Source organism: Negativicutes bacterium (genome assembly GCA_021372785.1).
Lineage (GTDB): Bacteria > Bacillota > JAAYKD01 > JAAYKD01 > JAAYKD01 > JAJFTT01.
In genome coordinates this window covers 1-24,039 of the sequence record JAJFTT010000072.1, presented here as the reverse complement: position 1 = coordinate 24,039, position 24,039 = coordinate 1, and the positions used below count along the sequence as shown (strand labels likewise).

Genomic DNA, 24,039 nt, shown 5'->3' with positions numbered 1-24,039 from the left:
ATTCGCTCCTTCTTCTTATGAGAATCATTTCTTCGCTTTTTTGCTTTGATTTGTTAATCGGATAAACTCTTCTTTACCGGGTAATCGACTGATTGATCGGCAAGATCGGCCGGCGGGTATTCCACCCATTCGGGACGGACCCTTCTGGGTCGGACCAGCCGCATGAGAATCATACCAATGATACCGGTAACCAGCATCGCGATGAGGGTAGCAGGCTCCAAAAGCGGCAAGGCATCGATGGTGGTCAGTGTTACCGGAAAGATCCCGTCAAAGGCGCCGACAATGTATTGTGTAACAGTATAAATTCCTTTGACAAAAACATTAGCCGGATCTGCTCCCAGTAATTTAAAAAACAAGCGGAACGCCAAGCTGCATTCGAGCACTGTTGTCAAGGCTCTGATCAAGCGATAGAAGAAAACGCTCCCCTCTACCGTTGTTTGCAGATCAGCAGGACTGGTTTTTCTTTGCATTTTCAAACTCCTTCCTTTGATTAACTATCGTTAGTATATTTCCGCAGCAGGCGGACCACGCTCAGCGATTTTCCCATCAATAACACACAGAAGAGGAAGTGACAAATCTTTCCCACAACCGTATCATAACATAGTTATAATTAAATGTCAACATAATATAACAATAATTATTAATATAATTATATGTATTATCTGATAAACAAAACGCTGCTCCATTTACGGTCTGTGTCGTTCGTCTTGGCAGCGGCGATTTTCGCTGGGACATGGTCAGAGAAAGAAGAAAGAATCAAAAAATAACCGGTAAATAGATTGACAAAGTTCGATATGATGTGTATACTTAACAGATAGATAAAGTTCAATCAGTAAAGATCGGAGGACGGTTATATGATGAAATATTCTTATGCGGAATTTGTGCCGGTGTTTAAGGCGCTGGCCGATGAAACCAGATTGAAAATACTGGAAATGCTGTCGTGCGGAGAAATGTGTGCCTGTGCAATTTTAGAGGGTTTTCAGATCAGTCAGCCAACACTTTCTTACCATATGAAGATACTGATGGAATGCGGTTTGGTGGAGGGTCAGAAGGACGGCATTTGGATGCGCTATACCTTAAATCAAACGCGTTTTCAGGAATTGCGGGAATTCTGTCATTTATTCTGTGGGGATCATGATGACTGTGTCTGTCATCAACCGGCGAAAGACGAGTGCTAAAAAGACAATCAGGGAGGAACTTGGAATGAAAGACAAAGAAACGGTGCGTGAAGCAATCCGAAAAAGATACGGCAGTATCGCTAAAAATCAACCTGCCGCCGGCTGCTGCAGCAACGGCTGCGACTGCAATGGCACCCCAATCGGCAGGACAGAGGCCTCCTTGCGTTTGGGTTATACCGAAGAAGACTTAAAGAGTGTGCCGCCGGAGGCCAATCTCGGGCTCGGCTGCGGCAATCCGCTGGCGATTGCCGCATTGAAACCAGGCGAAACGGTGCTTGACTTAGGCAGCGGCGGTGGTTTCGATTGCTTTTTGGCTCGCCGGCAAGTTGGCGAGCAAGGTTTGGTCATCGGCGTTGATATGACACCTGCGATGATCAAACTGGCGCGCAAGAATTTAAAAGAAAGCGGTTATACCAATGTTGAATTTCGCTTAGGCGAAATCGAGCATTTGCCGGTGGCTGACGCGACGGTCGATGTGATCATCTCCAATTGTGTGATCAACTTGTCCGTGGAAAAAGAACAAGTGTTCAAGGAAGCCTACCGGGTATTAAAAAAAGGCGGCAGATTATCTGTTTCCGATTCGGTGGCGACTGTCGAATTACCGCCAGAGGCAAAACAGAATTTAAGCAAAATTACCGGTTGTATTGCCGGAGCCGAGTCGATTGAAACATTGAAAAGCATGCTGCGAAGAGCCGGCTTCACGGAGCCGGTATTGACGCCAAGAGACAACAGCAAAGAAATCATTGCCGCCTGGATTCCGGGCAGCAAAATCGAAGATTATGTCGCTTCTTATCTGATTGAAGCAGTCAAGTAGTTTACCGGCAAAATACTGACGAAGGGAGCGGGGGGGTAAAAAGTGATGGAAAAAGCTTATGCCTTGCTGTTTAAAGCACTGGCCGACCAAACCAGACTGGAGATTGTTGATCTGATTTCCTGCGGAGAGTTATGCGCCTGTGAAATCCTGAAGTCGTTTTCCTTCACCCAATCCACCCTGTCCTATCATATGAAGCTTTTGACGGACAGTGGTTTGGTCAACGTGCGGCGTGACGGTAAGAAGATGATATATGGCGTCGATCCGGAAAAGGCGCTTGCCATCATCACGTTTTGGGATAAATTCACAGTCAAAACTGAAAAAAATGAGCAATCCGGCAGGCAGTCCGGCCTTGAAATAAGCTGTACTTCCACAAAGAAATGCGACGAACCATTTGGTCAGCCAGAATAACAACAAAGAAGCGGAGACTTAGTATGGAAAAAGAACGATATGGTTTGATCCTGTGTGTCTGCACAGGCAAGTGTCCCGGTTTTCGTGCCATGGATATCTGGGATTTTATCAATCAGGTGCGAATCGAACTGCCGGTCGAATATGCTTTTATTCACCCGCAGCTTTGCGAAGAGGATGGCGATCGCTTTTTAGCCGATTTCCTGCAAGCCAGGCGTAAAGTCGTGATTGCGGCCTGCGCACCGAATATGCAAAAGAAAATGTTTAAGCAAGCCTTCCAGCAGGCCGGGATGAATCTGGAGACGGATTGTCTGATGCTTGATATCCGCGATCTGACGAACGAGAAAGCTTTTCAAAAGGTCAGGGATGCCTTGAGCCAGCTTGGCTATGAGGAGGAACTGTAAGATGAGCGAAAGTACTTTTATGGGTGTGGAACGCAGTAAAATTGATTGGGCGCCGCGTATCGATCCGGCAAAATGCAATGATTGTCTGGAATGCGATAAATTCTGTCCGCATCAGGTGTTTGCCGTGCGGGAAAATGCAACTCCGAAACTGATCGTGCAGAATCCCGAACACTGCGTTGTTTTTTGTCGGGCTTGCTCCAAGACCTGCGGACCGGATGCGATCTCTTTTCCCGATAAAAAAGCAACAACAGCTACCATCAAAGAACTGCGCCGGGAGGAAACAGACAATGGCTAGATCATTTGCGGTGTTGCCATGCAATGGTTTGGATAAATCAGCCGGGTCGGTTGCCAGAGAAGTGGCTCTGCAGCTTTGCGAAACGGGAGAAAATGAACTGATTTGCCCTGTGTTTTACCGGGTCGCCGAAGCAAAATATAAAAAGCGAACAGAAGAAAAACCACTTTTGGTGATCGACGGCTGTTCGTCGCGCTGTGCCAGCAAATTGGCAGCGGAAAAAGGCTTAAAAATTGCTGAGAAAATCAACATCAGCGAAGAAGCGAAAGTCCATGGTCTGGAATTGTCCGATCGTTTACGCTTAACGGCGGCAGAAATTGAATTTGCCGGCCAGCTCGCAGAAAAAATAGGTAGGTCTGCCAGCGGCGCGCAGCCGGCTGCCGCTGAGGAAGCATTACAATTCCCTGCCGAGCTGCATTATCAGACTTATACGAAAGACAAGTTCCTCTTTAAAATACCCGATAATCCAGGATTCTATTTCAATGAGAATGATGTTTGGGCCTATGTTTTTGGTGACAAAGCAAGAATCGGTGTGACTGACTTTGTGCAGCATAGTCTTTCTGATATCATTTACTTTACCCCGCCGCTGCTTGGCAGCCAAGTGGAGCAATTTGAGGAAACCGGAAATATCGAATCCGGCAAAGCCGTGTTTGAAATTATCAGTCCGGTCAGCGGTGTGATTACTGCGGTCAATCAGACGCTGCTGGACACACCCGAGCTGATCAATCAAAGCCCCTATGAAAAAGGCTGGATTCTGGAAATGAAATTGACGGCGTTTTCAGATGACCGGGAACTGCTGCACCAATTTGCAGGTTACTTTCCGGTATTGAAAAGAAAGGTGGACGAGTTTCATGTCTAAAGTAATTGTGGTACCCTGCAGCGGGATCGGCAAAGTCTACGGCTTGATGGCGAGAGAAGCTGCCCTGGCAGTCAGCGGGCATTTGGCAACAGCAAACGCTGAAACGGTTTGTCTGGCGCATATTGTGACCGGAGACGAGGAAGTAACGGCGAAAGTTTGTGGGAAAAACTGCATTTCGATTGATGGCTGCGCTGCCTTGTGTTCTTTTCACAGTCTGGAAGCAGCCGGTGGTATCGTGCGGGGTAAATTTCGCTCCGTGGATGAGATGCGTAATCATCGGGGAGCGAACCCCGGCACCGGCAGTGATCTGACGGAGGAAGGCTGGCAGATCAGCGATGAATTGGCGGCCAAAGTAGCGGCACGAGTCGAAGCAATCCAGCAGGAGGCAGAGTAAATGGCGGAAAAAGTGGGTGTTCTCGCCTGCAGCGGAGAGGAATACTTAGGCGGTACTTTATCCAGATTAGCGATTCGTCATGTGATGACTAAACTGCGTCCGGGTCGGGTATCAACGCTTTGCCTGCCCTTGTATATCGCCGGCGGCGAAGAAGAACGTGAATTTGCCAGGAAGTATCCCTGCATTGCAGTGGATGCCTGCAGCAAGTCGTGTGCCGAACGCGCCACGGTCAAATACAGCGGAGCGGTGAAAGATGTCCTGCTGGTAGCCGATGTGATCGGCAGTGAGGCGGCGCTCAGCAAAATCGTTTCCGCCCGGGATTTAAAACCGGAGCACTATGCGATGATGGAGAAAATTGCCGCGGCAATTGCTTTGAAAGTGGATGCAATTTTAGCGGAATAAAGAAAAAAGAAGTCCTGGCAGCGTTCAACTTGAACTGCCCAGGCTTCTTTTCGTCATTTGATCCGCTTTCTTTAAAAGCGGATCAAACTAAGATACCATTGAATCAGATTGAGCAGCTGCGGCCGAAATAACAGCCAAAGCGCTGCCGCCAGACAAATGTAAGGTCCTATTGGTCGGCTGTCGCCGAGATGCAGGCGCTTCAACAGCAGGAGAATTCCAAAAGTCAAACCGGCGGTTAACAGTGTGATGAACAAGATCAATCCAACATCCGGCCAGCCGCAATAAATTGCTAAAGCAGCCAGCAATTTGACATCCCCGAATCCCAGGGCTTCCTGATGACGCAGGACGGACCAAAGACAGCCGACCAACCAGGGCAGGAAGGCTGCGGCGGCGAGACCAATGCCGGCGGCCCAGAGGGCGGCGGAGGTGTTGACGATCATCAGACGCAAGACACCCAATCCCGCCAGGCCGATGCAGAATTGATCGGGAATGATAGAAAAGCGAGCGTCGGACAAAGCAATCATCCAAAGCAGCAGCAGGGCAAAGGTGTTTAAAACCGGGAACAGAATGCCGGCATAGACTTTTGCAATCAGCGCCGCCAGAACAGCAAGCAGCAGACAACTGAGTGGCAGCCAGGGCAGCCTTGGCCAACGGATGGTTTTTTGCAGGGCCGCATGCGGTGCTTCATCAATCTCCGAAAACCAGGCGGCCGGCAGCAGGTTCATCAGATGATAGGACGCAAAGCCGCAACCGCCGCCCAGAACAGCAAAAATGAGCTCCTTCATTCTTTTATCACCATTTCCTCTTGATCTCTTTTTGCAGTATAGCAAAAATCCGCAGCGATGGCAAACTTTTTTGGCCGGGATCCCGCTCATACCGGCAAGTTCGGCTGAATTGATAAATTTCCGGCAGAGAATGCAGGTCTTTTCCGCTGCATGGGGAATTGAGAAAGGAAATAAGTTTACCTATGATTGATAAGGAAAGGTGTGTAAAAGAAGATGCCGAGAAATCAATGGGCTTTTTTGACTGCGGTAATTGTTTTATCGCTGATGGTTGTCAGCAGCCCGGCCGCTGTGGTTTGGGCTGCAGCAAGCGCGGCGGAGAGTGTGGATGGTGGCAGCGGCGGTTTCCAGGCGATTGTGCAGCGGTATTCCGCCTTTGCTCCTTTGCTGATCGGAATCGTGGTGATCGCGCTGCGGCGGAAATTTTTCCCCGGTAAACACGATTAGCAAAAAAAAGCAAACGAAGCATCACCAGATGCAAGAAGATGAGAAGCAATCTACCGGCAGTTGCAGGCAAGAATGACTTGAAGTTTTGTTTGTTTTATGATAAAATAAGCACAACACAGATAAAAAAGCGATTGAGTCATTCAGAGCAGGAATCAAATCACAGTGATGCAACGAAGGAGCTGGTGGGATGCCGGTCATTGTACGTGCCAGAGGAAAGATTAATTTTACATTGGATGTCCTGGGAAGCAGAACGGATGGTTATCACGAAGTATCGATGGTAATGCAAAGTATTTCTTTGTACGATGTTCTCACCTTTCAGGCAGGCGATAAACTGGAATTGATCTGGGACCCGCGGGGGGCGCGCCCTCCCGCCCTGGCCTTGGATGAAAGCAACGATATTCTGCGGGCAGCCCGTTACTTGAAAGAAGTGAGCAGATGTCCGCGCGGCGCTTCGATTTGGTTGGATAAGCGGTTGCCGATTGCTTCCGGCTTGGGCAGCGGATCTGCGGATGGCGCCGCTACCCTGGTTGGTTTGAACCGATTATGGCAGCTGGGTTACAGTCAAACGGATTTAATGAAAATGGCAGCAAAACTTGGTTCGGATATGCCGTTTTGTATCATGGGCGGGACGGCGGTTGCCAGCGGCCGCGGCGAGATTGTGGAACAGCTTCCTTTTGCGGGAACATGGCATTTGGCTTTATTTAAACCGCCGCAAAACATTTCGACGAAATTGGTTTATACTTCACTGCAGCAGGACCATCTGCCGGCGCCGGTGACGGAATTGTTAGTCCGCAGCTTACAGGTGGGTGATCAGCATCATCTGCCGGATTACCTGAGCAATCATCTGGAGAGCGTAACCTTTTCCATGCTGCCGGAATTGCAGCAGCTAAAGGAACGTTTGATGTTTGCCGGAGCTGAAAAAGCTTTGATGAGCGGCAGCGGACCAACCGTCTTTGCTATCACCAAAGACGCCGAATTGGCCGCCAAATTGGTGGAGGAGCTGACGCCGCCGGGTTGGTGGAGCGGGGTAGCCGTGACAACCGAACTGGGCGCCGAAATTGAGGAAGAACCGGAAGAACCGGAAGAATAGCGAAAAAAGGGCGTCGAGAGATGCTCTTTCTTTTTTTATATCATCCCGGGCGCGCTGAGCAGGGAATCCCGGCCGGCACTCTCTGCTGCGATGCGCTGCAGCAAAACGGTTTTACGGCAAAGAGAGAGGCGGCTTAAGACTGCGTTGCGGGCAGTTTAGCAGAACTAAGAAAACACCGATCCAAGTGGACTGCTGTGCGGATCTGATACGCCGGCTGGTTTGGGCCATGCCTGTGGCCGCCATTTGCGGGACCCTGCTGTGGCGGGCTGCGCGGCAACCGGGGCGGTTTCCCGCAAATCTTCTCTGCCGCAAGGTTTTCTTTCCTTGACTTTACGGACAATTCAGTTATAATCTAAGTTGAATGTTCGTAATCTAAACCATTCCATTGCTGCCGTCAACCACGGAGGATGGAAAGAAAGAGGGAATCTATGGAGCGGATCCGCCGGAACGATCGCATCGTTGCCATCACCAAATATCTTATCGATCATCCCAGTCAATTGATCCCCCTCACGCAATTTACGCAAACTCTGAATTCTGCCAAGTCCAGCATCAGCGAAGATCTGGCGATTATCAAAGAAGCGTTCACCCAATTGAATATGGGACGCATTGAAACGCAGACAGGAGCGACCGGCGGCGTGATTTATACGCCGGTATTTACCTTTCAGGAGGCACTCGGCTTAGCGAAAACCCTCTGCACGATGATCAATGCTCCGGAACGCATCCTGCCCGGCGGATTTTTATATTTGACCGACCTGATCGGCGATCCGGCTTTGATGCAGCAGGTCGGTTTGTTTTTTGCGCAGCATTTTCGTCATTTGAAACCGGATCTGATTGCCACTGTCGAGACCAAAGGCATACCCATTGGCTTGATGACCGCCCGGCAGCTGAATGTGCCGTTGGCGATCGTGCGCAGCGACAGCCGGATCAGCGAAGGCACCAGCATTGGCATCAGTTATATCTCGAACAGTCAGAAGCGGCTGGCTACCATGTCCCTGCCGCGGCGGGCGGTAAAACCGGGAGCAAAAGTTTTATTTCTGGATGATTTTCTGCGCGGCGGCGGTACTGCCAAAGGCATCCTGGACTTAATGCTGGAGTTCCAGGCGGAATGCGTGGGTATGGGTTTTTTGGTCAGCGCGGGCGGCAGCCAAAAATCAGTGCAGGACTTCACTTCACTCTTAGTTCTGGAAAATGTGGATTCCGAGCGCAAACAATTGATGATCCGACCCGGTGTCTGGGCTGAAAAACAGACAAACGATTGGTTTAATTGAAAACTATCAGGAACTGTTGAAACAAAAAGTTGCTTTTTGTCTCAGAGTACGATATAATTTTCCGGTCATGGATGCATTTGCATTCAGTGCTTTGGTAATTTGCATTCACATGCTGGAATGTCTTTGGCAAGTCATGGCTTGCCTAAGACGTTAAAAAAAAACTCGTGAAAACGAAAGGGGTTTATGATCATGGAAAGACCGATTTTACATGCGGAAATCAGAAAAGAACTCGGCAAGAATCATATTAAAGCCGTACGCAAAGCCGGCAGGATTCCTGCTGTCGTTTATGGCGCGGAAGTTGCCAATGGTTCCATGGGTGTTTCTTTGGACAACGCGGAGTTCGATAAAGCAATAACAAAGTATTCTGCCCATAGTTTATTTGATCTGGAAATCAATGGAGAAAAAAAGACCGTCTATGTGACGGAAATTCAAAAACATCCCGTTCACCGCCGCTATGTGCATGTCGATCTGCATCAGATGGAGATGAATGTGGTGCAAAGCTTCAGGATGCCGATCTCTTTTGTCGGCAGTCCTGTCGGCGTTAAAAATGGCGGCATCTTTGAAATTCAGATTCATCAAATCGAAATTTCCTGCTTGCCTGCCGCTTTGCCGGATCGCGTTGAAGTTGACATCTCAAATCTGGGGATCAACGAAGTGGTTTACGCCAAAGACATTGTTCTGCCGGCCGATGTAACGCTGGATATTGACGGCATGATGGTGCTTGCGATTGTAAGTTCGTTGGCCGAAGAAGCGGCTGTCACGGAAAGCGAAACTCCTGCCGAACCGGAAATGATCAAGGAAAAGAAGACAGAAGAGAAGAAACCTGAATAGTGTTCAATTCTAAATAAGACGCAAAGGAACAATATGGTATGGATCTGCTGGTTGGATTAGGAAATCCCGGCATTCAGTACACGCCTACCCGCCATAACTTTGGCTTTAAAGCTATCGAGCGGGTGGCTGGTGCGTACAAAATCTCATTGAACGGGCATAAGAATAGTTCGATTTATGGAGAAGGGCAGATCGCCGGGAAAAAAGTGATTTTAGTCAAACCCCTTACCTTCATGAATGACAGCGGTCGTGCGGTCGGAGCCTGGCAGCGTTTTTATCAGCTGTCCCCGGAGAATATCTTAGTCATCTACGATGATATTGATCTGCCCTGCGGGCGTATCCGCATCCGGCCGCAGGGTAGTGCCGGCGGACACAACGGCGTCAAATCCCTGATCGATCATCTGCACAGCGATGCTTTCCCCCGCATCCGTCTGGGTATCGGTCCTCAAACACCGGGAATCGATTCAGCGGATTATGTGTTGAGCAGTTTTAAGCCAGTGGAATGGGACACGGTGAGCAGTGTCTTGGCCGTCATCCCCGCTATCGTCGAGGTTTGGCTGAGCAAAGGCACAGAAGCCGCCATGGCGCAGTTTAATGGTTTCAATGGCAAACAAAATTGACAAAACAAAAAGCGGAATTTCCTCAAAGGAGGGCTTGCTTTGCTGAAGGCTTTTACCCCGCTCTATCAAACTGAACAAATGATGCAACTGACCCGGGCTGTGCATGCGCAGCGTGGGCCTGTTTGTCTGTACGGATTATCCGATACCGCTCAAAAATCCCTGCATGTTGCCTTATTGGCGGCGGAGGAGTTGCCTTTCCTCCTAGTCAGTTATGGTCATAATCAGGCACAAAACCTTTTTGATGATATTTGCGGATTGCTGCCTGACAAACGCATCGGTTTTTTTCCGGCCAATGAGAGCTTCTTTTATGATTCCGCCGCAGCCAGCCGTGATCTCAGCAACCAGCGGCTGCAAGTGCTTTTGGATCTGCTCAATCGGAAACTGGACGGTGTTGTGACCGATATCGAGGCGCTGATGCTGCCGCTGCTGCCGCCCGAGGTCATGGTCTCCCGTCAGCTGAGCCTCCATACAGGTGACCGGCTGGACTTGAAGGGTTTGATGGAATCGTTGGTGGCGCAAGGCTATGAACGGGTGGTTACCGTTGATACTCCCGGCAGTTTTGCCCGCCGCGGCGGTATCATCGATATCTACGCTGCGATTGACGCCCTGCCGGTGCGCATCGAACTTTTTGATGACGAAATCGATTCGATTCGCCTGTTTGATCCGGTCAATCAGCGTTCTTATGAACCGATTCAGGAATACACACTTTCTCCCGGCGCCGAGTTCATCCTGACGCCGGCCGCGAAACTAAATGGCCGTAAAGCCATTGCGGCCGATTTGGCCGACAGTCTCGCGCGGCTGCGTAAAAGCGCGGCGCCGGAGCAGGCAGCCGAACTGCAGCAGCGGGTGGAAGAATTGCTGCAGCGCTTGGATGCGAATGAAATCGATGAGCGCTGGGGTCCGTATCTGCCTTACTTTTATGCGCAGACCGTTTATCTGACGGACTATTTTCCGCAAAAGCCGCTCGTCTTTTTGGATGAACCCTCCCGTTTGCAGGAAACAGCGGAGCACCGCCTGGAAGAAATCCAGGAATATTGCCTGCAGAGCTTTGCCCGCGGTGAAATGCTGCACGGCAGGCTGAAGCACCTGATCAGTTTTAACGATTTGCTGCCGGAACTCAACTGCGAGCGCAGCATCAGCATGACAATGCTGCTGCGCCGTCCCGTCTGGCTGAAACCGGTGGATGTGATCAACAATCAGATGAAATCCTTACCCATGCTACGCGGCGTGCTGCCCAATCTGATCTCCGAATTAACCCGCTGGCGGAAATTCGGCTACCATATCCTGATCCTGGCGGAAGACGAGGCAAGGGCGAAGCAGATTCAGGAGCTGCTGCGCGAATATGAATTGGAAAGCAGCTTGTCCACGGCAGCAACCGCTCCGCAAGCGGGTCAGATTCTCGTTCAAAAGGGTTTTATCAGCGAAGGCATAGAGATGTCTTCCATTCGCTTTGCCGTCCTGCCGGACAGCGTATTTTTTGCCAAAATTAAAAAACGGCGCGGCAAAGCGTCTGCCGAAGGACGGAAACTGCGCACTTACCGGGAGCTGAACATCGGGGATCTGGTAGTCCATGTCAATCACGGCATCGGCCGTTATCTGGGTGTGCATTCCCTGATTCTGGAGGGTTTGCAGAAGGATTATCTTTATATCCAATATGCCGGTGAAGACAAACTCTATGTGCCGGTGGATCAAATAGGTTTTGTTCAGAAATATATCGGCAACAGCGAGAACAAGACGCAGCATCTCAATACCCTGAACAGTACGGAATGGAGCCGCACTACTGCCAAGGTCAAAAAAGCAGTACAGGATATGGCTGCGGATCTGCTGCGGCTCTATGCGAAACGGCAAGCCAGCCCGGGCTATGCTTTTTCCAAGGATACCGTCTGGCAGCAGGAAATGGAAGATGATTTTCTCTATGAGGAAACCGAGGATCAGCTGCGCTGTGTCGAAGAAATTAAGCAGGATATGGAACAGCCCCGACCGATGGAGCGTCTGCTTTGCGGCGATGTTGGTTTCGGCAAGACGGAAGTAGCCCTCCGTGCCGCCTTTAAAGCAGTGGCCGATGGCAAACAGGTGGCGATCTTGGTTCCGACCACGGTCTTGGCCCAACAGCATTTCAATACTTTTCGGGAACGGCTGGCCAATTTTCCGATTAACGTTGCGTTGATGAGCCGCTTCCGCAACAGCCGGGAAAATGAAGACACCATTCGCCAACTGAAAAACAGGCAAGTCGATATCGTGATCGGAACGCATCGGATCCTCTCCAGGGATATTGAATTTGCCGATTTGGGTTTGCTGATCATCGATGAAGAGCAGCGTTTTGGCGTGGCAGCTAAGGAAAAACTGAAAAAACTAAAGACGAATGTGGATGTGCTGATGCTTTCGGCCACACCCATTCCCCGTACTCTGCATATGTCTTTAATCGGGATCCGGGATATGAGTATGATGGAGACTCCGCCGGAAAACCGGTTTCCGGTGCAGACGTATGTGATGGAATGGAATCCGGAGCTGGTACGGGAAGCCATCGAGCGGGAGTTGGAGCGTGGCGGTCAGGTTTTTGTGGTGCATAACCGGATTGCCGCGCTGCCGGTCCTCAAGGATATGCTGGAGCAACTGCTGCCGCAGGTCCGCATGGTGATCGCGCACGGGCAAATGGCGGAGGGAAAACTGGCCGAAACCATGTCGGATTTTCTCGATGGCGAATATGATGTGCTGATCTCCACCACAATCATTGAAGCGGGTCTGGATATGCCGAACGTCAATACCCTGATTGTCTGTGATGCGGATCGCTACGGACTCTCCCAACTGCATCAGCTGAGAGGACGGATCGGGCGTTCAAACCGGGTTGGCTATGCCTATTTTATGTACACGCGCGATAAACAATTGTCGGAAGTTTCCGAAAAACGGCTGGCAGCCTTAAAAGAATTCTGCCAGTTGGGGGAAGGCTATAAAATCGCGCTGCGCGATCTTGAACTGCGCGGCGTGGGAAATTTACTGGGAGCGGAACAGCATGGCCATGTTGCGGCGGTGGGATTCGAATACTATTCTCAATTGCTGAAAGAAGCGGTGGAGGAATTAAAGGGCAGCGTGACGAAGAAGAAAACCGAAACATTATTGGAATTGCCTGTGGATGCCTTTATTCCGTCCGCTTATATTGCCGATACGGGGCATAAAGTTGATTTCTACCGCCGCATTCAGGCGGCAGACGAAGCGGAACTGGCGGAATTGGTGGATGAATTGATCGACCGCTTCGGTGATTTGCCGCTGCAGCTGCGCAATTTAATCCAAATTGCCAAACTGCGTGTCAGAGCGTCCGCCTGCGGCGTCAGTCAAATCAGCTATAAACCGGATGATGTGATTGCGATCAAAACGGAAAACGTGAGCTATTCACTCAATGATGCCGCTTTACTGGTCATCGGAATGAATGGACGGCTGCGGTATCAACCCGGGAAATCGACGCCATTCCTCCTGGATGCCAGTAATTTAAGCACATCCGGAATGTTACAGCAAATTGAAATTTTCCTGCAGGGCTTCCAACGTATTGCTAAAAATTAAGCAGACTTTTATAATGACTTGTGGTATTATGCTAAAGAACAGTAAAAACGAAGATGAATGGGAGTTGTAGAAATTGAGCAATCAAGCAAAAAGCAATCTCACTAAACCGTTGGCCTCTTGGGTGAAGTGGCTGATTCTGGTCCTGATGATTTCTATTCTAGGCGGAGCAATCTGGTTTGCTCTGGATCAGAAAAATAACCTGGTGGTCGTCAACGGTGAAAAAGTTACTGTTGCAGATGCCAAAGCGCTTTTGGGTCAGTACTACTTATATGACGCTACGGTGAAAGTAGATAATGTCTATTATCAGGAAAACATCGCCCCTTATGCGGCTATGGACAAATTGATGGTGCAGGAAGCGACTGCTCGCGGTTTGCAAGTGAGCGACGAGGAGGTCAGCGCAGCCGCAGCCGATACGATAAAATCCCTGGAATTATATTTCCTCTATCAGGCAGCGACGGATGCCAAATTGGAAATGGACAGCGCCGCGCTGTATAGTACGGATGCGTCGGCGTCGGCAGCGGAAGCGGCGCGCCTGGCTGAATTGCTCGGTAAAACAGGCGCTCAGATTTTAGATGAGAAATTGACTGCCGGCGGCATTACCCGCGACTACTTTACCGTCAGCGCCCGCACAAATTTGCTGACCACCCGGTTGCGTGAGACAATTAAAGCGGAACTTGTCTACACCGACGAAGAGATTGCGGCATTTTATCAAAAACATCTGCTGGATAAATATACTAAAAAAGATTCCAGCCACATCCTGGTAGCCGATGAAGCGACTGCCAATCTGGTTTATGACAAATTGGCGGCCGGTGAGGATTTTGCGGCGTTATCCGACGCCTACAGCATCGATACAACCGCGAAAGCCAATGGCGGCAAGATCGGTTACTATGGACAGACCGGTTTGGTGGCAGAATATACCAAGGCGTTGTTTGAGCTGACCGAAGTCGGTGAAATCAGCAAGCCGGTTAAAACCGAATTCGGCTGGCACATCATCCGTTTGGACGGCAATCAGGTGACTCCGTTGTCAGAAGCCATTGATACCATCAAGACAGATATGGTTGACAGCAAGATCAATGCCGTCTTGCGAGCCGTTGTTGAAAAAGCCAACATCCGTCCGACCAGCGCTAAAAATGCGATGCTCGGCATGGTGGAAGATAAGTAATAGACGGACCAGGCGAGAGACCGCTCGGAATACAGGCCGGGCGGTTTTTTGATGGTGTCAAGGTAGGTTGTTCTGCAAAAAAAGAAGGTCACTTACTACCCAACAGCGAAAATAACATGATTATGAGCCGGCATCCAAACAGGATCAGGCTGAAATTGAAAAGGCAGACAGGTGGACATTGCAATGAAATCGGATAAAAAACCTTCTTTTTTATTGAATACGATGATTCTTACCCTTGCCGGTGGTTTTGCCAGAGTCTTGGGGGCGGTTTATCGGATTTTTCTGACCCGAATTATTGGCGATGTGGGAATTGGTCTTTACCAAATGGCCTATAACCTGGCGCTTGTTTTCATGACGGTGGGGATGACCGGGCTGCCCTTGGCAATTTCTAAAATCGTCGCCGAGAAAACCGTCGAGCAGGATGAAAAAGGCACCCGCAAAGTATTGTGGCTCTCCATGCTGGTTTCCGCTGTCTTAGGTTTGCTGATCGCCGCGTTGCTGGGCTTGGGCGCGCCTTATTGGATTGAGTTTAATTTAAAAGAACCGCGCGCTTTATTGCCGCTGCGCTGTATTGCTCCGGCTGTCTTCTTTGTTTTTTTAATGGCGCCGTTCCGCGGTTATTTTCAGGGCAAACAAAATATGATCCCCCGCGCCATGTCCGACACCGTGGAACAACTGGTGCGGGTGGTAATGATTCTCGTGCTCGCCTTCTTACTGATCGGGCGCGGTCTGGAAACCGCCGCCGCCGGTGCTGCCATGGGGGTATCCTTAGGTGCAGCCGCCGGCTTCCTCTACCTGTTAATGATGTATCTGCGAACGAACCGCCAAAAAGAACAGAGCGGGTCAGTCAGCGCCGCCGTGCTGCCGGAAGAAAAAACTGTCACCGTATTACAGCGTTTGCTGAAATTGGCCATTCCGGTGACCTTAGGCTCTTTGATTTGGCCGTTGATGCAATTTATGGATACGCTCTTGATTACCGGACGCTTACAGTCTTCCGGCTTCAGTGTGGAAGAAGCGACGACGCTGTTCGGACGTTATTCCGGGCAAGCCGGGCCTTTGATCAATATGCCCAGTATTCTGACGGTAGCGGTAGCCGCTTCTCTGATTCCCTCCATCACCGAAGCGATGGTGCGCAAAGACGGCGTTACCATGCGCAGCCGCGCCAATCTCGCTTTAAAGTTGAGTGTTCTGATCGCTTTGCCTGCCGCTCTGGGATTGAATCTACTGAGCGGTCCGGTGGCGCAATTGCTTTACGGCTCTGCCAATGCCGGTAATATCATTGCGGTTTATTCCTGGGTGATCCTTTTCTTGCTGCTCTATCAAACATCTGCCAGTATCCTGCAGGGCATTGATCGCATCAGTTTACCGGTTTACAGCATGCTGGTTGGTGTCGCGGTGAAATCTATTTTGACTTTCCTGCTCTGCGGCATTCCCTCCATTAATATTTACGGAGCGGCGATTGCCACCGGAATTGGTTTTGCCATTGCTGTGGCGATGAATTTGCTGGCGGTCTACCGCTATACCGAAATGAAACCGGACTGGCGCGGTTTGCTGATTGCGCCGGTGATCAGTTCCGCCCTGATGGGCTTGACGGTTTATTTTGGCTATCCGCTGCTGCACCGTATCACTGGCAGCATTCTGATCTCCACCGGCTGCAGCGTGATGCTGGGCGTTTTGTTCTACGCCGGCGTTCTTCTGCTCAGCGGCGGTTTGAACCGGGAAGAACTCAGCAGTATTCCTAAATTGGGACCTGCCGTGATAAAGATTTTAAACCGTTTTTCCAAACAGAAGTAGATCAAAGAGGTTGCTGTTGCAGCGATAATAAGAAAGGGTTTGAGAGCGGATGACCAAAGGAGATTTACAGCCGTTGCTGCAGATCATGCAGCGCCTGCGCGGTGAAAATGGCTGTCCCTGGGACAGAGAGCAGACGCATGACAGTTTACGCCCCTATGCCATTGAAGAAGCTTACGAGGTGGCGGAAGCGGTGCAGCAGGGGAATACACCGGCTTTGGTGGATGAATTGGGCGATCTCCTGCTGCAGGTTGTTTATCACGCTGCCATTGGCGAAGAGGAAGCTGCTTTTACGATGGATGATATCATCCGGGCGATCTGTGATAAAATGCAGCGGCGTCATCCGCACGTCTTCGGTAATCTGCAGGTAAAAAACAGCGCGGAGGTAATGCAGAACTGGGAAGCCATCAAGGTCGTGGAGCGAAAGTATCAACCGCGCAATTCGGCACTGGACGGGATTCCCCCCGCCTTGCCGGCTTTGATGGCGTCTGCCAAACTGCAGAGCAAAGCGGCCAAAACCGGTTTCGATTGGACGGATATCCGCGATGTTTGGCAGAAAATCGAGGAAGAAAGCGCAGAAGTAAAACAGGCAGCCGCGCAAAACAATCCGGCAGCCGTTCGGGAGGAAGTCGGTGATTTTCTGTTTGCCGCCGTAAAATTGGCTCGCTTCCTCGAGGTGGAGCCGGAAACGGCTTTACTGCAGGCGAATCTGAAGTTCAGCCGGCGATTTCAGGCAATGGAACAGCTGGCGCAGCAACAAGGCAAGGTATTCAGTTCACTCACACTGACAGAGCAGGAAGAATTGTGGCAGCAGATCAAGGCTGCAGAATAGGGGGAAGCAATGCGGCTCGATAAATTCCTGAAAGTTTCGCGTTTGATCAAGCGGCGGACGCTTGCCAAAGAAGTTGCGGATAGCCAGCGGATTGAACTCAACGGCAGAACGGTAAAACCGGCGGCGGAGGTGAAAGTGGGAGATGTCATCACGCTGCATTTCGGTTCCCGCACCACAACCGTGCAAGTTCTCAGCATCACAGCGGCGCCTAAAAAAGAGGATGCCGCCGAAATGTATAAGGTTTTATCAGAAACACGGCAAGAAGTGACATTTGACTGGTAACAGGAAAATACATTTCTGTATCTATATCTGAATTTTTACTTGCACAATGAAGAATAACATGCTAAACTGAAACTTAATGATATTTGAGAAGGAGGAGTCTGTATGAAAGATCAGCAGAACCCAAAGACAGCGGCGCCAAGCGTCATACCATCACACAGATTCTATACCATCACCGGTAAAAAAACAGAGCAGAAGGCGCCGCGTTTTCAAAAACTGGGGGAAAAGCTGCTCTTGGTAATTGCTTCGATTACATTGGGTTATTTCCTGATCCAGGGCATTGCCACCGAGCAGAACATCAAGCAGGTGGAAGCGCAGTACCGTATGATTCAGGAAGAAAAAGCAGCCTTGTTGCAGGAACAAGCGGAACTGAAAGAAGAATTGGCTTATTTGCAAACGGATGCTTATGTTGCCGAAGCGGCTCGCTCCAGACTTGGCATGCTGAGAGCGGGAGAAATCATGTTTATCATCGAGTGAAGCAGCAACTCAAAAAAATAGCAATCACCGTGCTCTGTGTGAGAGAACGGCGATTGCTTTTTAGTATTTATAAACAGACAAGCGTTTTTGTGGCATTGACAAGAACAAAAACGCGAGACAATTTCATTGTTATACTAAAAGTGCACGATCATTGGCAAATTCCCTGCCGCTGGCGCGCGAGAAAGCCAGCAGCAGATCCTCAACAGTCAGTGCCTGCTTTTCGCGGCCGTTAACATCCAAAATAATCTCTCCGTTGTTCATCATAATCAGGCGATTGCCGTTGGCGATGGCATCCTTCATATTATGCGTCACCATCAGAACGGAAAGCTGTTCCTCCCGGATGAAATGATTGCTGATGGCCATGACTTTGGCTGCGGTTTTGGGATCGAGCGCTGCCGTGTGCTCATCCAGCAGCAGTAATTTTGGCTTTTTCAGCACAGCCATCAAGAGCGTCAGGGCTTGTCTTTGTCCACCGGAGAGCAGGCCGGTTTTGCTGGTCAGCCGATCCTCCAGACCCAAATCAAGTTCTTTGAGCAGTTGTTTAAAATGCTCCCTTTCCTGACGGGTAATCGCGCGGCTTAAACCGCGCCGCTCGCCGCGCCGATTGGCCAGTGCCAAATTTTCTTCGATCCAGAGCTCCGAAGCAGTACCCATCATGGGGTCCTGAAAAACTCTGCCCAGGAACGCAGCGCGTTTGGCTTCGGAAAGCTGAGTAAAATCGATTCCATCCATTTCCAGGCTACCCTGATCGATCAGAAAGGTGCCTGCGATGGCGTTGAGCAGCGTCGATTTGCCGGCGCCATTGCTGCCGATCACACTGACAAACTCGCCGTCCTGCAGGGTGAGAGAAAGATGCTGCAGGGCGGTCTTTTCATTGACCGTAGCCGCATGAAAGGTCTTGCTGATGTTACGTATTTTTAACATGCGGGTTTACCTCCTTTACTTGGATGCAGCATTAGATACTTGTCTTTCAAAAAAGGCACAGAAAGAAAACAAGCGACGATGATAGCAGAGAACAACTTCAGATCCGTTGTGGAGAGGCCGGCAAAAATCACGATGGCCAGCACGATATAGTAAGCGATGCCGCCGCAGACTGTTGCGCTAAACCTGAGCGCCAAGTTTTCGCGTTTGCCCAGGATTGCTTTGCCGATCACAACGGCGGCTAAGCCGATCACAATGGCGCCGCGACCCATATTGATATCGGAACAGCCCTGGTACTGCGCCAGCAAGCCGCCGGCGAAGCCAACCAAACCATTGGAAAGAGCAAGCCCGATCACCTTGGCGGTGTTTGTGTTAATGCCCTGCGCCCGTGCCATCGCTTCATTGTTGCCGGTGGCGCGGATGGCGTAGCCGAGTTCTGTGCCAAAAAACCAAAAAAGCAAACCGATTACGGCAAGAGCTGCTATTGTCCCGACCAGAATGGCATGCCTCACTTCGGCGCTGGTCAAAATCAGCGTGAATTGGGTTCGGCTGATGGTCACGTTCGATTTACTCATGATGCGCATATTAATCGAATAGAGCGCCAATTGGCTTAAAATTCCGGACAGGATGGCGGGAATCCCTAACGCTGTATGTAAAAGACCGGTGACAAAGCCCGCCAGCAAACCGGCCAGCAGAGCAAACAGCAGCGCCAAATAGGGGTTGACTCCTGCCGCGATACAGACGGCGCAAACCGCGCCGCCTGTACAAAGACTGCCGTCCACCGTCAAATCGGCGTAATTCAAGATTTTGTAACTAACCGCTACCCCGAGCGCCAGAATTCCCCAGATCAATCCTTGTGCGATCGCACCGGGTAAAGAATTTATCAATGATAGAAGCTGCATGATCATTACCTTACCTTATCCGCGGAGCTTTTTACTTTAAAGTCTCCGGTATTTTAATCCCCAGTTCAGCTGCGTTGGCTTTGTTGATAAACAAAGCAAGATTACTGGCATCAAAGGTAAAGATCGGGGTGCTGGCTGGTTTGGCGCCGTTGACTAAAATATCATAGGCAATCTTGCCTGCCTGACAGCCGAGGTCATAGTAACTGATAGAATAGGTAGCGAGAAAACCGTTTTCGCACATGCTTTGCTCCGCACAGATCACCGGTTTACCGGCCGCGGTGGTAATATTGGACATGGTCGTCACATTGGAAGCGATCAGATTGTCGCTGGGTTCATAAAAAGCATCGACTTCGCCGCAGGCTTTGGTTACTACCGTTTGAATCTCGTTGGAGTCAGCCACGGTATAGATCTTCACGGCATAGCCTGCCGCTTCCAGAGCCGTTTTGGCTTCATCAGCTTGGATTCTGGAGTTCTCTTCTGCAGAACAAATAACGATTCCGACGGTTTTCACAGCCGGACAGAGCTGCTGCAGTAATTCGACTTGGACAGAGACCGGATTATTGTCGGAAGCACCGGTGACATTGGCACCGGGTTTGGCGTTGGAAGCTGCCAAACCGGAATTAACGTAATCTGTGACCGAAGTGCCGACAATGGGAATCTTAGAAGTTGCTTCCCGGGCGGCTTTGACTGCATTGGTGGCGTTTGCCATGATCAGGTCGACTTTATCGCTAACGAATTTATTGACGATGGTGGTGCAATTGGTTTGTTCACCTTGAGCATTTTGCAGATTGAAGCTGACTTTATCACCGAGTTTTTCAGTTAGAGTGGCTTGAAAGCCTTCTGTGGCTGCATCCAAAGCGGGATGCTCTGCCAACTGAATGATACCGATCCGATAGGTTTTTGCCGCGGAAGCAGCGGGTAAATTTCCGCTATTGCAGCCGCTCAGAAAAAGAGCAGTCACTGTGAGTAATACAAAAGTAATTTTCATGATAACCGAAGAATGTTGTTTCATGCTTTCGTCTCCTTAAGTGATTTATATTGATGCCAGAATGGCCACTTCCGGCAAAAATAACGAGGAAAATAAAAAACAGCCCCGTCGAAACCGACGAGGCTGCATTTGTTTATATTACTATAAACCTAGTTTGCAGGTACTCTTCGCCGATTCTTTAGCAGGCTGCTAAAATAATAAAAATAGGTATAGGAAAACAGACTTGCAGAAGAATTGCAAGCCTTGGCAGCAACGGCAACTAAATAATCAGTCGGTAATGCGTGCATGGTGTTTCCCTTTCCATTCCGGTAACGGGTGATTTTTTGTCAGTATAAGGCTTTGGGCAAGCGATGTCAAGAGAAAATTAAGACCTGCACCTGTCGGATTTGCAGAAGATCAAGAGAGAATGTCTAAAAACACGTCTGCCAATGCGCTAAAAACACCGCCCAAGTGGGACGCAGAGAAAGGGAGCGGAGAAACGGGAGCTGGCAGGCGGGCTGAAAAGAATGTTTCAAATTTGAGGAAAACGATAGATTATTTCTTTACAAAGCAGTCGGTTTTTGTTATGATTTACCTGACAAAGTATGATTTGCCAAACGAAATGGTTGGGTTAACAGAACAGAAAACAAGCTGAAGAGGGAAAGGGGTGTATGCAGATGAATGTGCAGGAAATGAAAAAAGCAGCCTGTACCGTGATCGACCGGCATGCAGAGGAATTGATCGCTCTCAATGATGCAGTTTATCGGGAACCGGAGCTTGGTTACAAAGAATTCCAGACGGCGGCGAAGATGAAGGAACAATTAAACCGGCTGGGTTTGAAGTATGAGGATGGAGTCGCGATTACCGGCATCATTACACCGCTCAGCGGCCGCAGCCACGGGATCAATGTTGCCGTGATGGGGGAATTGGACGCTGTGCTGGTGCCTGGTCATAAATATGCCGACCCGTTGACCGGCGCAGCGCATTGCTGCGGTCACTGTGCCCAGGCGGCTTCGGTGATTGGCGTGGCAGCGGCTCTGGTAGAATCCGGCGTGATGCAGTATCTCGATGGCGATGTGACGCTGATGCACGTGCCGAGTGAAGAATTTGTCGAGCTGGAATACCGCGAAAATCTGATTCAGCAAGGGAAAATTAAGTTGTTGGGCGGCAAGCAGGAATTCATTCGGCTGGGTAAATTCGATGCGGTGGATATTGTGCTGACGCAGCATACGCTGGGAACGGAAGTGGATGCTGCCGCGGAAGGTCAGAAAGAAACAAAGCAGATTCAGATCAAAGCCAACTGCGGTGGCGCCATCGGCAAAGGCTTTGTTGGTAAAATGATCCGCTATACCGGCAAGGAGTCGCACGCGGCTCAGCCCAGTGAAGGCATCAACGCTCTGACTGCCGCCCGGCTCGGCTTTAACGGGATGGACGCCCTGCGGGAAACGTTCCGCGATGAGGATGGCATCCGGGTGCATCCCATCATCACCAAAGGCGGCAATCTCGTCAATGTCATCCCGGCCGATGTGCGGATTGAAACCTATGTGCGTGGGCAGAACATGCCGGCAATTCTCGATGCTTCCGAAAAAGTCGACCGCGCTTTTCTGGCTGGCGGCTACGTGATTGGCGCCAAGTGTGAGATCACCCAGATCCCCGGCTATATGTGCCCCTATGAATCGCAGGAGTTGAAAGATTTGGGCTTTGAAAATCTGAAAGAGATTTTCGGTGCTGACCACTGTGAGCGCGACGGTTTCGGCGCATCCACTGATACCTATGATGTGGCGAACCTGCTGCCCACCCTGGCTTTCAACACCGGCGGCGCCAAAGGCACCTTCCACGGCGTGGATTTTGATATCGTTCGTCCGGATTATGCCGTACTGGATGCTGCCAAAGTGATGGTTTGCACGCTGATTGATCTGTTGGCGGATGGGGCGGAGAAAGCGCGATTTGTCAAAGAACGCTTCCAACCCGCCTTAAGCAAAGAGCAATATCTGCATGACTGGTGCAAACTCTAAAGTAATTCAAAAAAACGACCGCCCCAAAGAGCGCGATTACTCAGCTCCCCGGGGCGGTTGTGTTGGATCCTGGACCGGTTTCAACGTTCGGCGCGATATTGCGCCGGTGAAAGCCCGGTAGTCTTGCTGAAAGCCCTGCTGAACGCCGCATGGCTATGATAGCCCACCTGCAGCGCAATTTCCATCATTGTATAATCGGTGGAGACAATCAGCTCTTTTGCTTTCTCGATCCTCACTCGTTTCAGGTAATTCGCCGGTGTGCAGCCGGTCTGGCGTTTGAACCATTCATTGAAGTAAGAGATATTATAGTTTTCCATTTTCGCCAGCTCCGCTACGCTAATGGCTTCTTCGAAATGTTCCTGAATATAGCGGATGGAGTTGGTGCGGTGGTTTTCAATCAATTTGTCATAAAGATAGTAGAAAAGATAGCGAACCGAGTTATCGTTTTTCCCGCCGGAGATTTCTGCCCTGATCAACTCAATCAGCGGGATCAGCGGACCTTTGATGGGAAACACAATCTGATTGGATAAGATCTGCATATCTTCCTTCTTGATCATATCGTTGGGGATATTGATGGTCAGTAATTGATTCTTGCACAGGCAGCGATGCACGGTATCGGGTGGAATGAAACCAAGCTCATTGGGCAGAATGGTATAATCGGCATCCTTGCAATGCAGTTCCAGGAAGCCGGTCAGCGGCAGAAAAATCTGCGCATAAGCATGGCTGTGCTGCTCTGCCGAGTCATTGAGAATATAACAGTCTAATTTATTCATGCTGCCGCCGCCCTTCCTGTTCATTGTGAACTTATTTCTAGTAGGGCTGAGATTTTTCCTCTGTTTTGAAAAAAGCAGCGTAGGTACATAAAAAAACCGCCGAAGCGCATTGCCCGGTGGTTTTTATTGACAATGGTGGCGGAAGTCGGAATCGAACCAACGACACAGCGGGTATGAACCGCTTGCTCTGCCAGCTGAGCTACTCCGCCAAAAGAATGGTTGCGGGGATAGGATTTGAACCTATGACCTCCGGGTTATGAGCCCGACGAGCTACCAGACTGCTCTACCCCGCGATATCCTGTCGACTAATCAACTGACTTCGGTAGTATAACCGAAAATGAGTTTTTTGTCAAGAGGGAACAGAAAATAAAGTGAAACCCTGAAATAAAACAAGCAATTTTCTCTTTACAAGCGTTTCAAATTATGTTAGTATACATCGTGTTCCAGTTATGGGTCATTAGCTCAGCTGGTAGAGCAGCTGACTCTTAATCAGCCTGTCCGGGGTTCGAATCCCTGATGGCCCACCATGTACCAAGGGTGTACCAAGGGTGTACCAAGGGTGTACCAAGGGTGTACCAAGGG

27 protein-coding genes and 3 tRNA genes are annotated in these 24,039 nt (G+C 50.0%); 22 read left to right on the top strand and 8 right to left on the bottom strand.

All coding sequences use genetic code 11. The features are described 5' to 3' along the window. Positions 1–53 precede the first annotated feature (53 nt). Complete coding sequence (locus tag LLG09_09295; protein MCE5197293.1) at positions 54–470, bottom strand: hypothetical protein; 417 nt, start codon at positions 468–470, stop codon at positions 54–56. 387 nt (positions 471–857) lie between these two features. On the opposite strand from LLG09_09295, the gene LLG09_09290 reads away from it, so the two are divergent. Genes LLG09_09290 through LLG09_09255 form a run of 8 tightly spaced genes read left to right on the top strand, consistent with a single transcriptional unit; the run spans position 858 to position 4,748 of the window. Beyond that, positions 858–1,178 (top strand): metalloregulator ArsR/SmtB family transcription factor, encoded by a 321-nt coding sequence (locus LLG09_09290; GenBank protein ID MCE5197292.1) that lies wholly within the window; start codon positions 858–860, stop codon positions 1,176–1,178. 25 nt (positions 1,179–1,203) lie between these two features. Further along, the gene (locus tag LLG09_09285; protein ID MCE5197291.1) at positions 1,204–1,992 is read left to right on the top strand and encodes an arsenite methyltransferase; all 789 of its coding nucleotides are present in this window, start codon (positions 1,204–1,206) and stop codon (positions 1,990–1,992) included. A 45-nt stretch (positions 1,993–2,037) separates the two neighbouring features. Next, a complete protein-coding gene (locus tag LLG09_09280; GenBank protein MCE5197290.1) occupies positions 2,038–2,400 on the top strand; it encodes a metalloregulator ArsR/SmtB family transcription factor in 363 nt (120 codons plus the stop codon). 23 nt (positions 2,401–2,423) lie between these two features. Next, positions 2,424–2,801, top strand: a complete 378-nt coding sequence (locus LLG09_09275) for a hypothetical protein (GenBank protein ID MCE5197289.1) — start codon at positions 2,424–2,426, stop codon at positions 2,799–2,801. 1 nt (position 2,802) lies between these two features. After that, a complete protein-coding gene (locus LLG09_09270; GenBank protein MCE5197288.1) occupies positions 2,803–3,096 on the top strand; it encodes a ferredoxin family protein in 294 nt (97 codons plus the stop codon). Beyond that, positions 3,089–3,952, top strand: coding sequence for a glycine cleavage system protein H (locus LLG09_09265; GenBank protein ID MCE5197287.1), 864 nt, complete (start codon positions 3,089–3,091; stop codon positions 3,950–3,952). Before LLG09_09270 ends, LLG09_09265 begins: the two co-directional genes overlap by 8 nt. Continuing rightward, positions 3,945–4,346, top strand: a complete 402-nt coding sequence (locus LLG09_09260; protein ID MCE5197286.1) for a hypothetical protein — start codon at positions 3,945–3,947, stop codon at positions 4,344–4,346. Before LLG09_09265 ends, LLG09_09260 begins: the two co-directional genes overlap by 8 nt. Next, positions 4,347–4,748 (top strand): putative zinc-binding protein, encoded by a 402-nt coding sequence (locus LLG09_09255; GenBank protein ID MCE5197285.1) that lies wholly within the window; start codon positions 4,347–4,349, stop codon positions 4,746–4,748. 71 nt (positions 4,749–4,819) lie between these two features. On the opposite strand, the gene LLG09_09250 is transcribed toward LLG09_09255, so the two are convergent. After that, on the bottom strand, positions 4,820–5,533 hold the full coding sequence (locus tag LLG09_09250) for an A24 family peptidase (protein ID MCE5197284.1): 714 nt from the start codon (positions 5,531–5,533) through the stop codon (positions 4,820–4,822). Positions 5,534–5,746: 213 nt separating this feature from the next. On the opposite strand from LLG09_09250, the gene LLG09_09245 reads away from it, so the two are divergent. The 11 genes from LLG09_09245 to LLG09_09195 all read left to right on the top strand — a co-directional run bounded on the left by LLG09_09245 (position 5,747) and on the right by LLG09_09195 (position 17,879). Beyond that, positions 5,747–5,977: a hypothetical protein gene (locus LLG09_09245; GenBank protein MCE5197283.1), complete on the top strand. Its 231-nt coding sequence runs from the start codon at positions 5,747–5,749 to the stop codon at positions 5,975–5,977. Between the two features lie 187 nt (positions 5,978–6,164). After that, positions 6,165–7,067: a 4-(cytidine 5'-diphospho)-2-C-methyl-D-erythritol kinase gene (gene ispE, locus LLG09_09240; protein MCE5197282.1), complete on the top strand. Its 903-nt coding sequence runs from the start codon at positions 6,165–6,167 to the stop codon at positions 7,065–7,067. A 428-nt stretch (positions 7,068–7,495) separates the two neighbouring features. Then, positions 7,496–8,335 carry a pur operon repressor gene (gene purR, locus LLG09_09235; GenBank protein MCE5197281.1) on the top strand — a complete coding sequence of 280 codons (840 nt, stop codon included), beginning with the start codon at positions 7,496–7,498 and terminating at the stop codon, positions 8,333–8,335. A 189-nt stretch (positions 8,336–8,524) separates the two neighbouring features. Next, on the top strand, positions 8,525–9,166 hold the full coding sequence (locus tag LLG09_09230; GenBank protein ID MCE5197280.1) for a 50S ribosomal protein L25: 642 nt from the start codon (positions 8,525–8,527) through the stop codon (positions 9,164–9,166). 38 nt (positions 9,167–9,204) lie between these two features. Then, positions 9,205–9,783, top strand: a complete 579-nt coding sequence (gene pth, locus LLG09_09225; protein MCE5197279.1) for an aminoacyl-tRNA hydrolase — start codon at positions 9,205–9,207, stop codon at positions 9,781–9,783. Between the two features lie 39 nt (positions 9,784–9,822). Continuing rightward, a complete protein-coding gene (gene mfd / locus LLG09_09220) occupies positions 9,823–13,338 on the top strand; it encodes a transcription-repair coupling factor (GenBank protein MCE5197278.1) in 3,516 nt (1,171 codons plus the stop codon). A 73-nt stretch (positions 13,339–13,411) separates the two neighbouring features. After that, positions 13,412–14,500, top strand: a complete 1,089-nt coding sequence (locus LLG09_09215; protein ID MCE5197277.1) for a peptidylprolyl isomerase — start codon at positions 13,412–13,414, stop codon at positions 14,498–14,500. A 183-nt stretch (positions 14,501–14,683) separates the two neighbouring features. After that, a complete protein-coding gene (locus LLG09_09210) occupies positions 14,684–16,294 on the top strand; it encodes a polysaccharide biosynthesis protein (GenBank protein MCE5197276.1) in 1,611 nt (536 codons plus the stop codon). Between the two features lie 49 nt (positions 16,295–16,343). Next, complete coding sequence (gene mazG, locus LLG09_09205) at positions 16,344–17,123, top strand: nucleoside triphosphate pyrophosphohydrolase (protein ID MCE5197275.1); 780 nt, start codon at positions 16,344–16,346, stop codon at positions 17,121–17,123. A gap of 9 nt (positions 17,124–17,132) precedes the next feature. Further along, on the top strand, positions 17,133–17,405 hold the full coding sequence (locus tag LLG09_09200; GenBank protein ID MCE5197274.1) for an RNA-binding S4 domain-containing protein: 273 nt from the start codon (positions 17,133–17,135) through the stop codon (positions 17,403–17,405). Positions 17,406–17,507: 102 nt separating this feature from the next. Next, entirely contained in the window at positions 17,508–17,879 is a 372-nt protein-coding gene (locus tag LLG09_09195; GenBank protein MCE5197273.1) for a septum formation initiator family protein, read from the top strand. A 129-nt stretch (positions 17,880–18,008) separates the two neighbouring features. Here LLG09_09195 and LLG09_09190 read toward each other — a convergent pair whose 3' ends face one another. Genes LLG09_09190 through LLG09_09180 form a run of 3 tightly spaced genes read right to left on the bottom strand, consistent with a single transcriptional unit; the run spans position 18,009 to position 20,714 of the window. Next, positions 18,009–18,803 carry an ATP-binding cassette domain-containing protein gene (locus tag LLG09_09190; protein MCE5197272.1) on the bottom strand — a complete coding sequence of 265 codons (795 nt, stop codon included), beginning with the start codon at positions 18,801–18,803 and terminating at the stop codon, positions 18,009–18,011. Next, positions 18,797–19,702, bottom strand: a complete 906-nt coding sequence (locus LLG09_09185; protein MCE5197271.1) for an ABC transporter permease — start codon at positions 19,700–19,702, stop codon at positions 18,797–18,799. Before LLG09_09185 ends, LLG09_09190 begins: the two co-directional genes overlap by 7 nt. A 31-nt stretch (positions 19,703–19,733) precedes the next feature. Then, positions 19,734–20,714, bottom strand: a complete 981-nt coding sequence (locus tag LLG09_09180; protein ID MCE5197270.1) for an ABC transporter substrate-binding protein — start codon at positions 20,712–20,714, stop codon at positions 19,734–19,736. A 382-nt stretch (positions 20,715–21,096) separates the two neighbouring features. On the opposite strand from LLG09_09180, the gene LLG09_09175 reads away from it, so the two are divergent. Further along, entirely contained in the window at positions 21,097–21,324 is a 228-nt protein-coding gene (locus LLG09_09175; GenBank protein MCE5197269.1) for a hypothetical protein, read from the top strand. 16 nt (positions 21,325–21,340) lie between these two features. After that, on the top strand, positions 21,341–22,684 hold the full coding sequence (locus LLG09_09170; protein ID MCE5197268.1) for a M20/M25/M40 family metallo-hydrolase: 1,344 nt from the start codon (positions 21,341–21,343) through the stop codon (positions 22,682–22,684). A gap of 80 nt (positions 22,685–22,764) precedes the next feature. Here the strand turns inward: LLG09_09170 and LLG09_09165 are convergent, their stop codons facing one another. From LLG09_09165 to LLG09_09155, 3 genes are all read right to left on the bottom strand, one after another. After that, complete coding sequence (locus LLG09_09165) at positions 22,765–23,457, bottom strand: AraC family transcriptional regulator (GenBank protein ID MCE5197267.1); 693 nt, start codon at positions 23,455–23,457, stop codon at positions 22,765–22,767. A gap of 133 nt (positions 23,458–23,590) precedes the next feature. Beyond that, positions 23,591–23,666, bottom strand: a tRNA-Met gene (locus LLG09_09160). Positions 23,667–23,673: 7 nt separating this feature from the next. Next, positions 23,674–23,750 (bottom strand) — tRNA-Met (locus LLG09_09155). Positions 23,751–23,908: 158 nt separating this feature from the next. On the opposite strand from LLG09_09155, the gene LLG09_09150 reads away from it, so the two are divergent. Continuing rightward, positions 23,909–23,984 (top strand) — tRNA-Lys (locus LLG09_09150). The last annotated feature ends 55 nt before the right edge of the window (positions 23,985–24,039 follow it).

Bases quoted from the DNA above. Each gene is read 5' to 3' on its own strand.
- LLG09_09295 (MCE5197293.1), bottom strand. From the start codon at position 470: ATGCAAAGAAAAACCAGTCCTGCTGATCTGCAAACAACGGTAGAGGGG.
- LLG09_09290 (MCE5197292.1), top strand. From the start codon at position 858: ATGAAATATTCTTATGCGGAATTTGTGCCGGTGTTTAAGGCGCTGGCC.
- LLG09_09285 (MCE5197291.1), top strand. From the start codon at position 1,204: ATGAAAGACAAAGAAACGGTGCGTGAAGCAATCCGAAAAAGATACGGC.
- LLG09_09280 (MCE5197290.1), top strand. From the start codon at position 2,038: ATGGAAAAAGCTTATGCCTTGCTGTTTAAAGCACTGGCCGACCAAACC.
- LLG09_09275 (MCE5197289.1), top strand. From the start codon at position 2,424: ATGGAAAAAGAACGATATGGTTTGATCCTGTGTGTCTGCACAGGCAAG.
- LLG09_09270 (MCE5197288.1), top strand. From the start codon at position 2,803: ATGAGCGAAAGTACTTTTATGGGTGTGGAACGCAGTAAAATTGATTGG.
- LLG09_09265 (MCE5197287.1), top strand. From the start codon at position 3,089: ATGGCTAGATCATTTGCGGTGTTGCCATGCAATGGTTTGGATAAATCA.
- LLG09_09260 (MCE5197286.1), top strand. From the start codon at position 3,945: ATGTCTAAAGTAATTGTGGTACCCTGCAGCGGGATCGGCAAAGTCTAC.
- LLG09_09255 (MCE5197285.1), top strand. From the start codon at position 4,347: ATGGCGGAAAAAGTGGGTGTTCTCGCCTGCAGCGGAGAGGAATACTTA.
- LLG09_09250 (MCE5197284.1), bottom strand. From the start codon at position 5,533: ATGAAGGAGCTCATTTTTGCTGTTCTGGGCGGCGGTTGCGGCTTTGCG.
- LLG09_09245 (MCE5197283.1), top strand. From the start codon at position 5,747: ATGCCGAGAAATCAATGGGCTTTTTTGACTGCGGTAATTGTTTTATCG.
- ispE (MCE5197282.1), top strand. From the start codon at position 6,165: ATGCCGGTCATTGTACGTGCCAGAGGAAAGATTAATTTTACATTGGAT.
- purR (MCE5197281.1), top strand. From the start codon at position 7,496: ATGGAGCGGATCCGCCGGAACGATCGCATCGTTGCCATCACCAAATAT.
- LLG09_09230 (MCE5197280.1), top strand. From the start codon at position 8,525: ATGGAAAGACCGATTTTACATGCGGAAATCAGAAAAGAACTCGGCAAG.
- pth (MCE5197279.1), top strand. From the start codon at position 9,205: ATGGATCTGCTGGTTGGATTAGGAAATCCCGGCATTCAGTACACGCCT.
- LLG09_09210 (MCE5197276.1), top strand. From the start codon at position 14,684: ATGAAATCGGATAAAAAACCTTCTTTTTTATTGAATACGATGATTCTT.
- mazG (MCE5197275.1), top strand. From the start codon at position 16,344: ATGACCAAAGGAGATTTACAGCCGTTGCTGCAGATCATGCAGCGCCTG.
- LLG09_09200 (MCE5197274.1), top strand. From the start codon at position 17,133: ATGCGGCTCGATAAATTCCTGAAAGTTTCGCGTTTGATCAAGCGGCGG.
- LLG09_09195 (MCE5197273.1), top strand. From the start codon at position 17,508: ATGAAAGATCAGCAGAACCCAAAGACAGCGGCGCCAAGCGTCATACCA.
- LLG09_09190 (MCE5197272.1), bottom strand. From the start codon at position 18,803: ATGTTAAAAATACGTAACATCAGCAAGACCTTTCATGCGGCTACGGTC.
- LLG09_09185 (MCE5197271.1), bottom strand. From the start codon at position 19,702: ATGCAGCTTCTATCATTGATAAATTCTTTACCCGGTGCGATCGCACAA.
- LLG09_09180 (MCE5197270.1), bottom strand. From the start codon at position 20,714: ATGAAACAACATTCTTCGGTTATCATGAAAATTACTTTTGTATTACTC.
- LLG09_09175 (MCE5197269.1), top strand. From the start codon at position 21,097: ATGTCTAAAAACACGTCTGCCAATGCGCTAAAAACACCGCCCAAGTGG.
- LLG09_09170 (MCE5197268.1), top strand. From the start codon at position 21,341: ATGCAGATGAATGTGCAGGAAATGAAAAAAGCAGCCTGTACCGTGATC.
- LLG09_09165 (MCE5197267.1), bottom strand. From the start codon at position 23,457: ATGAATAAATTAGACTGTTATATTCTCAATGACTCGGCAGAGCAGCAC.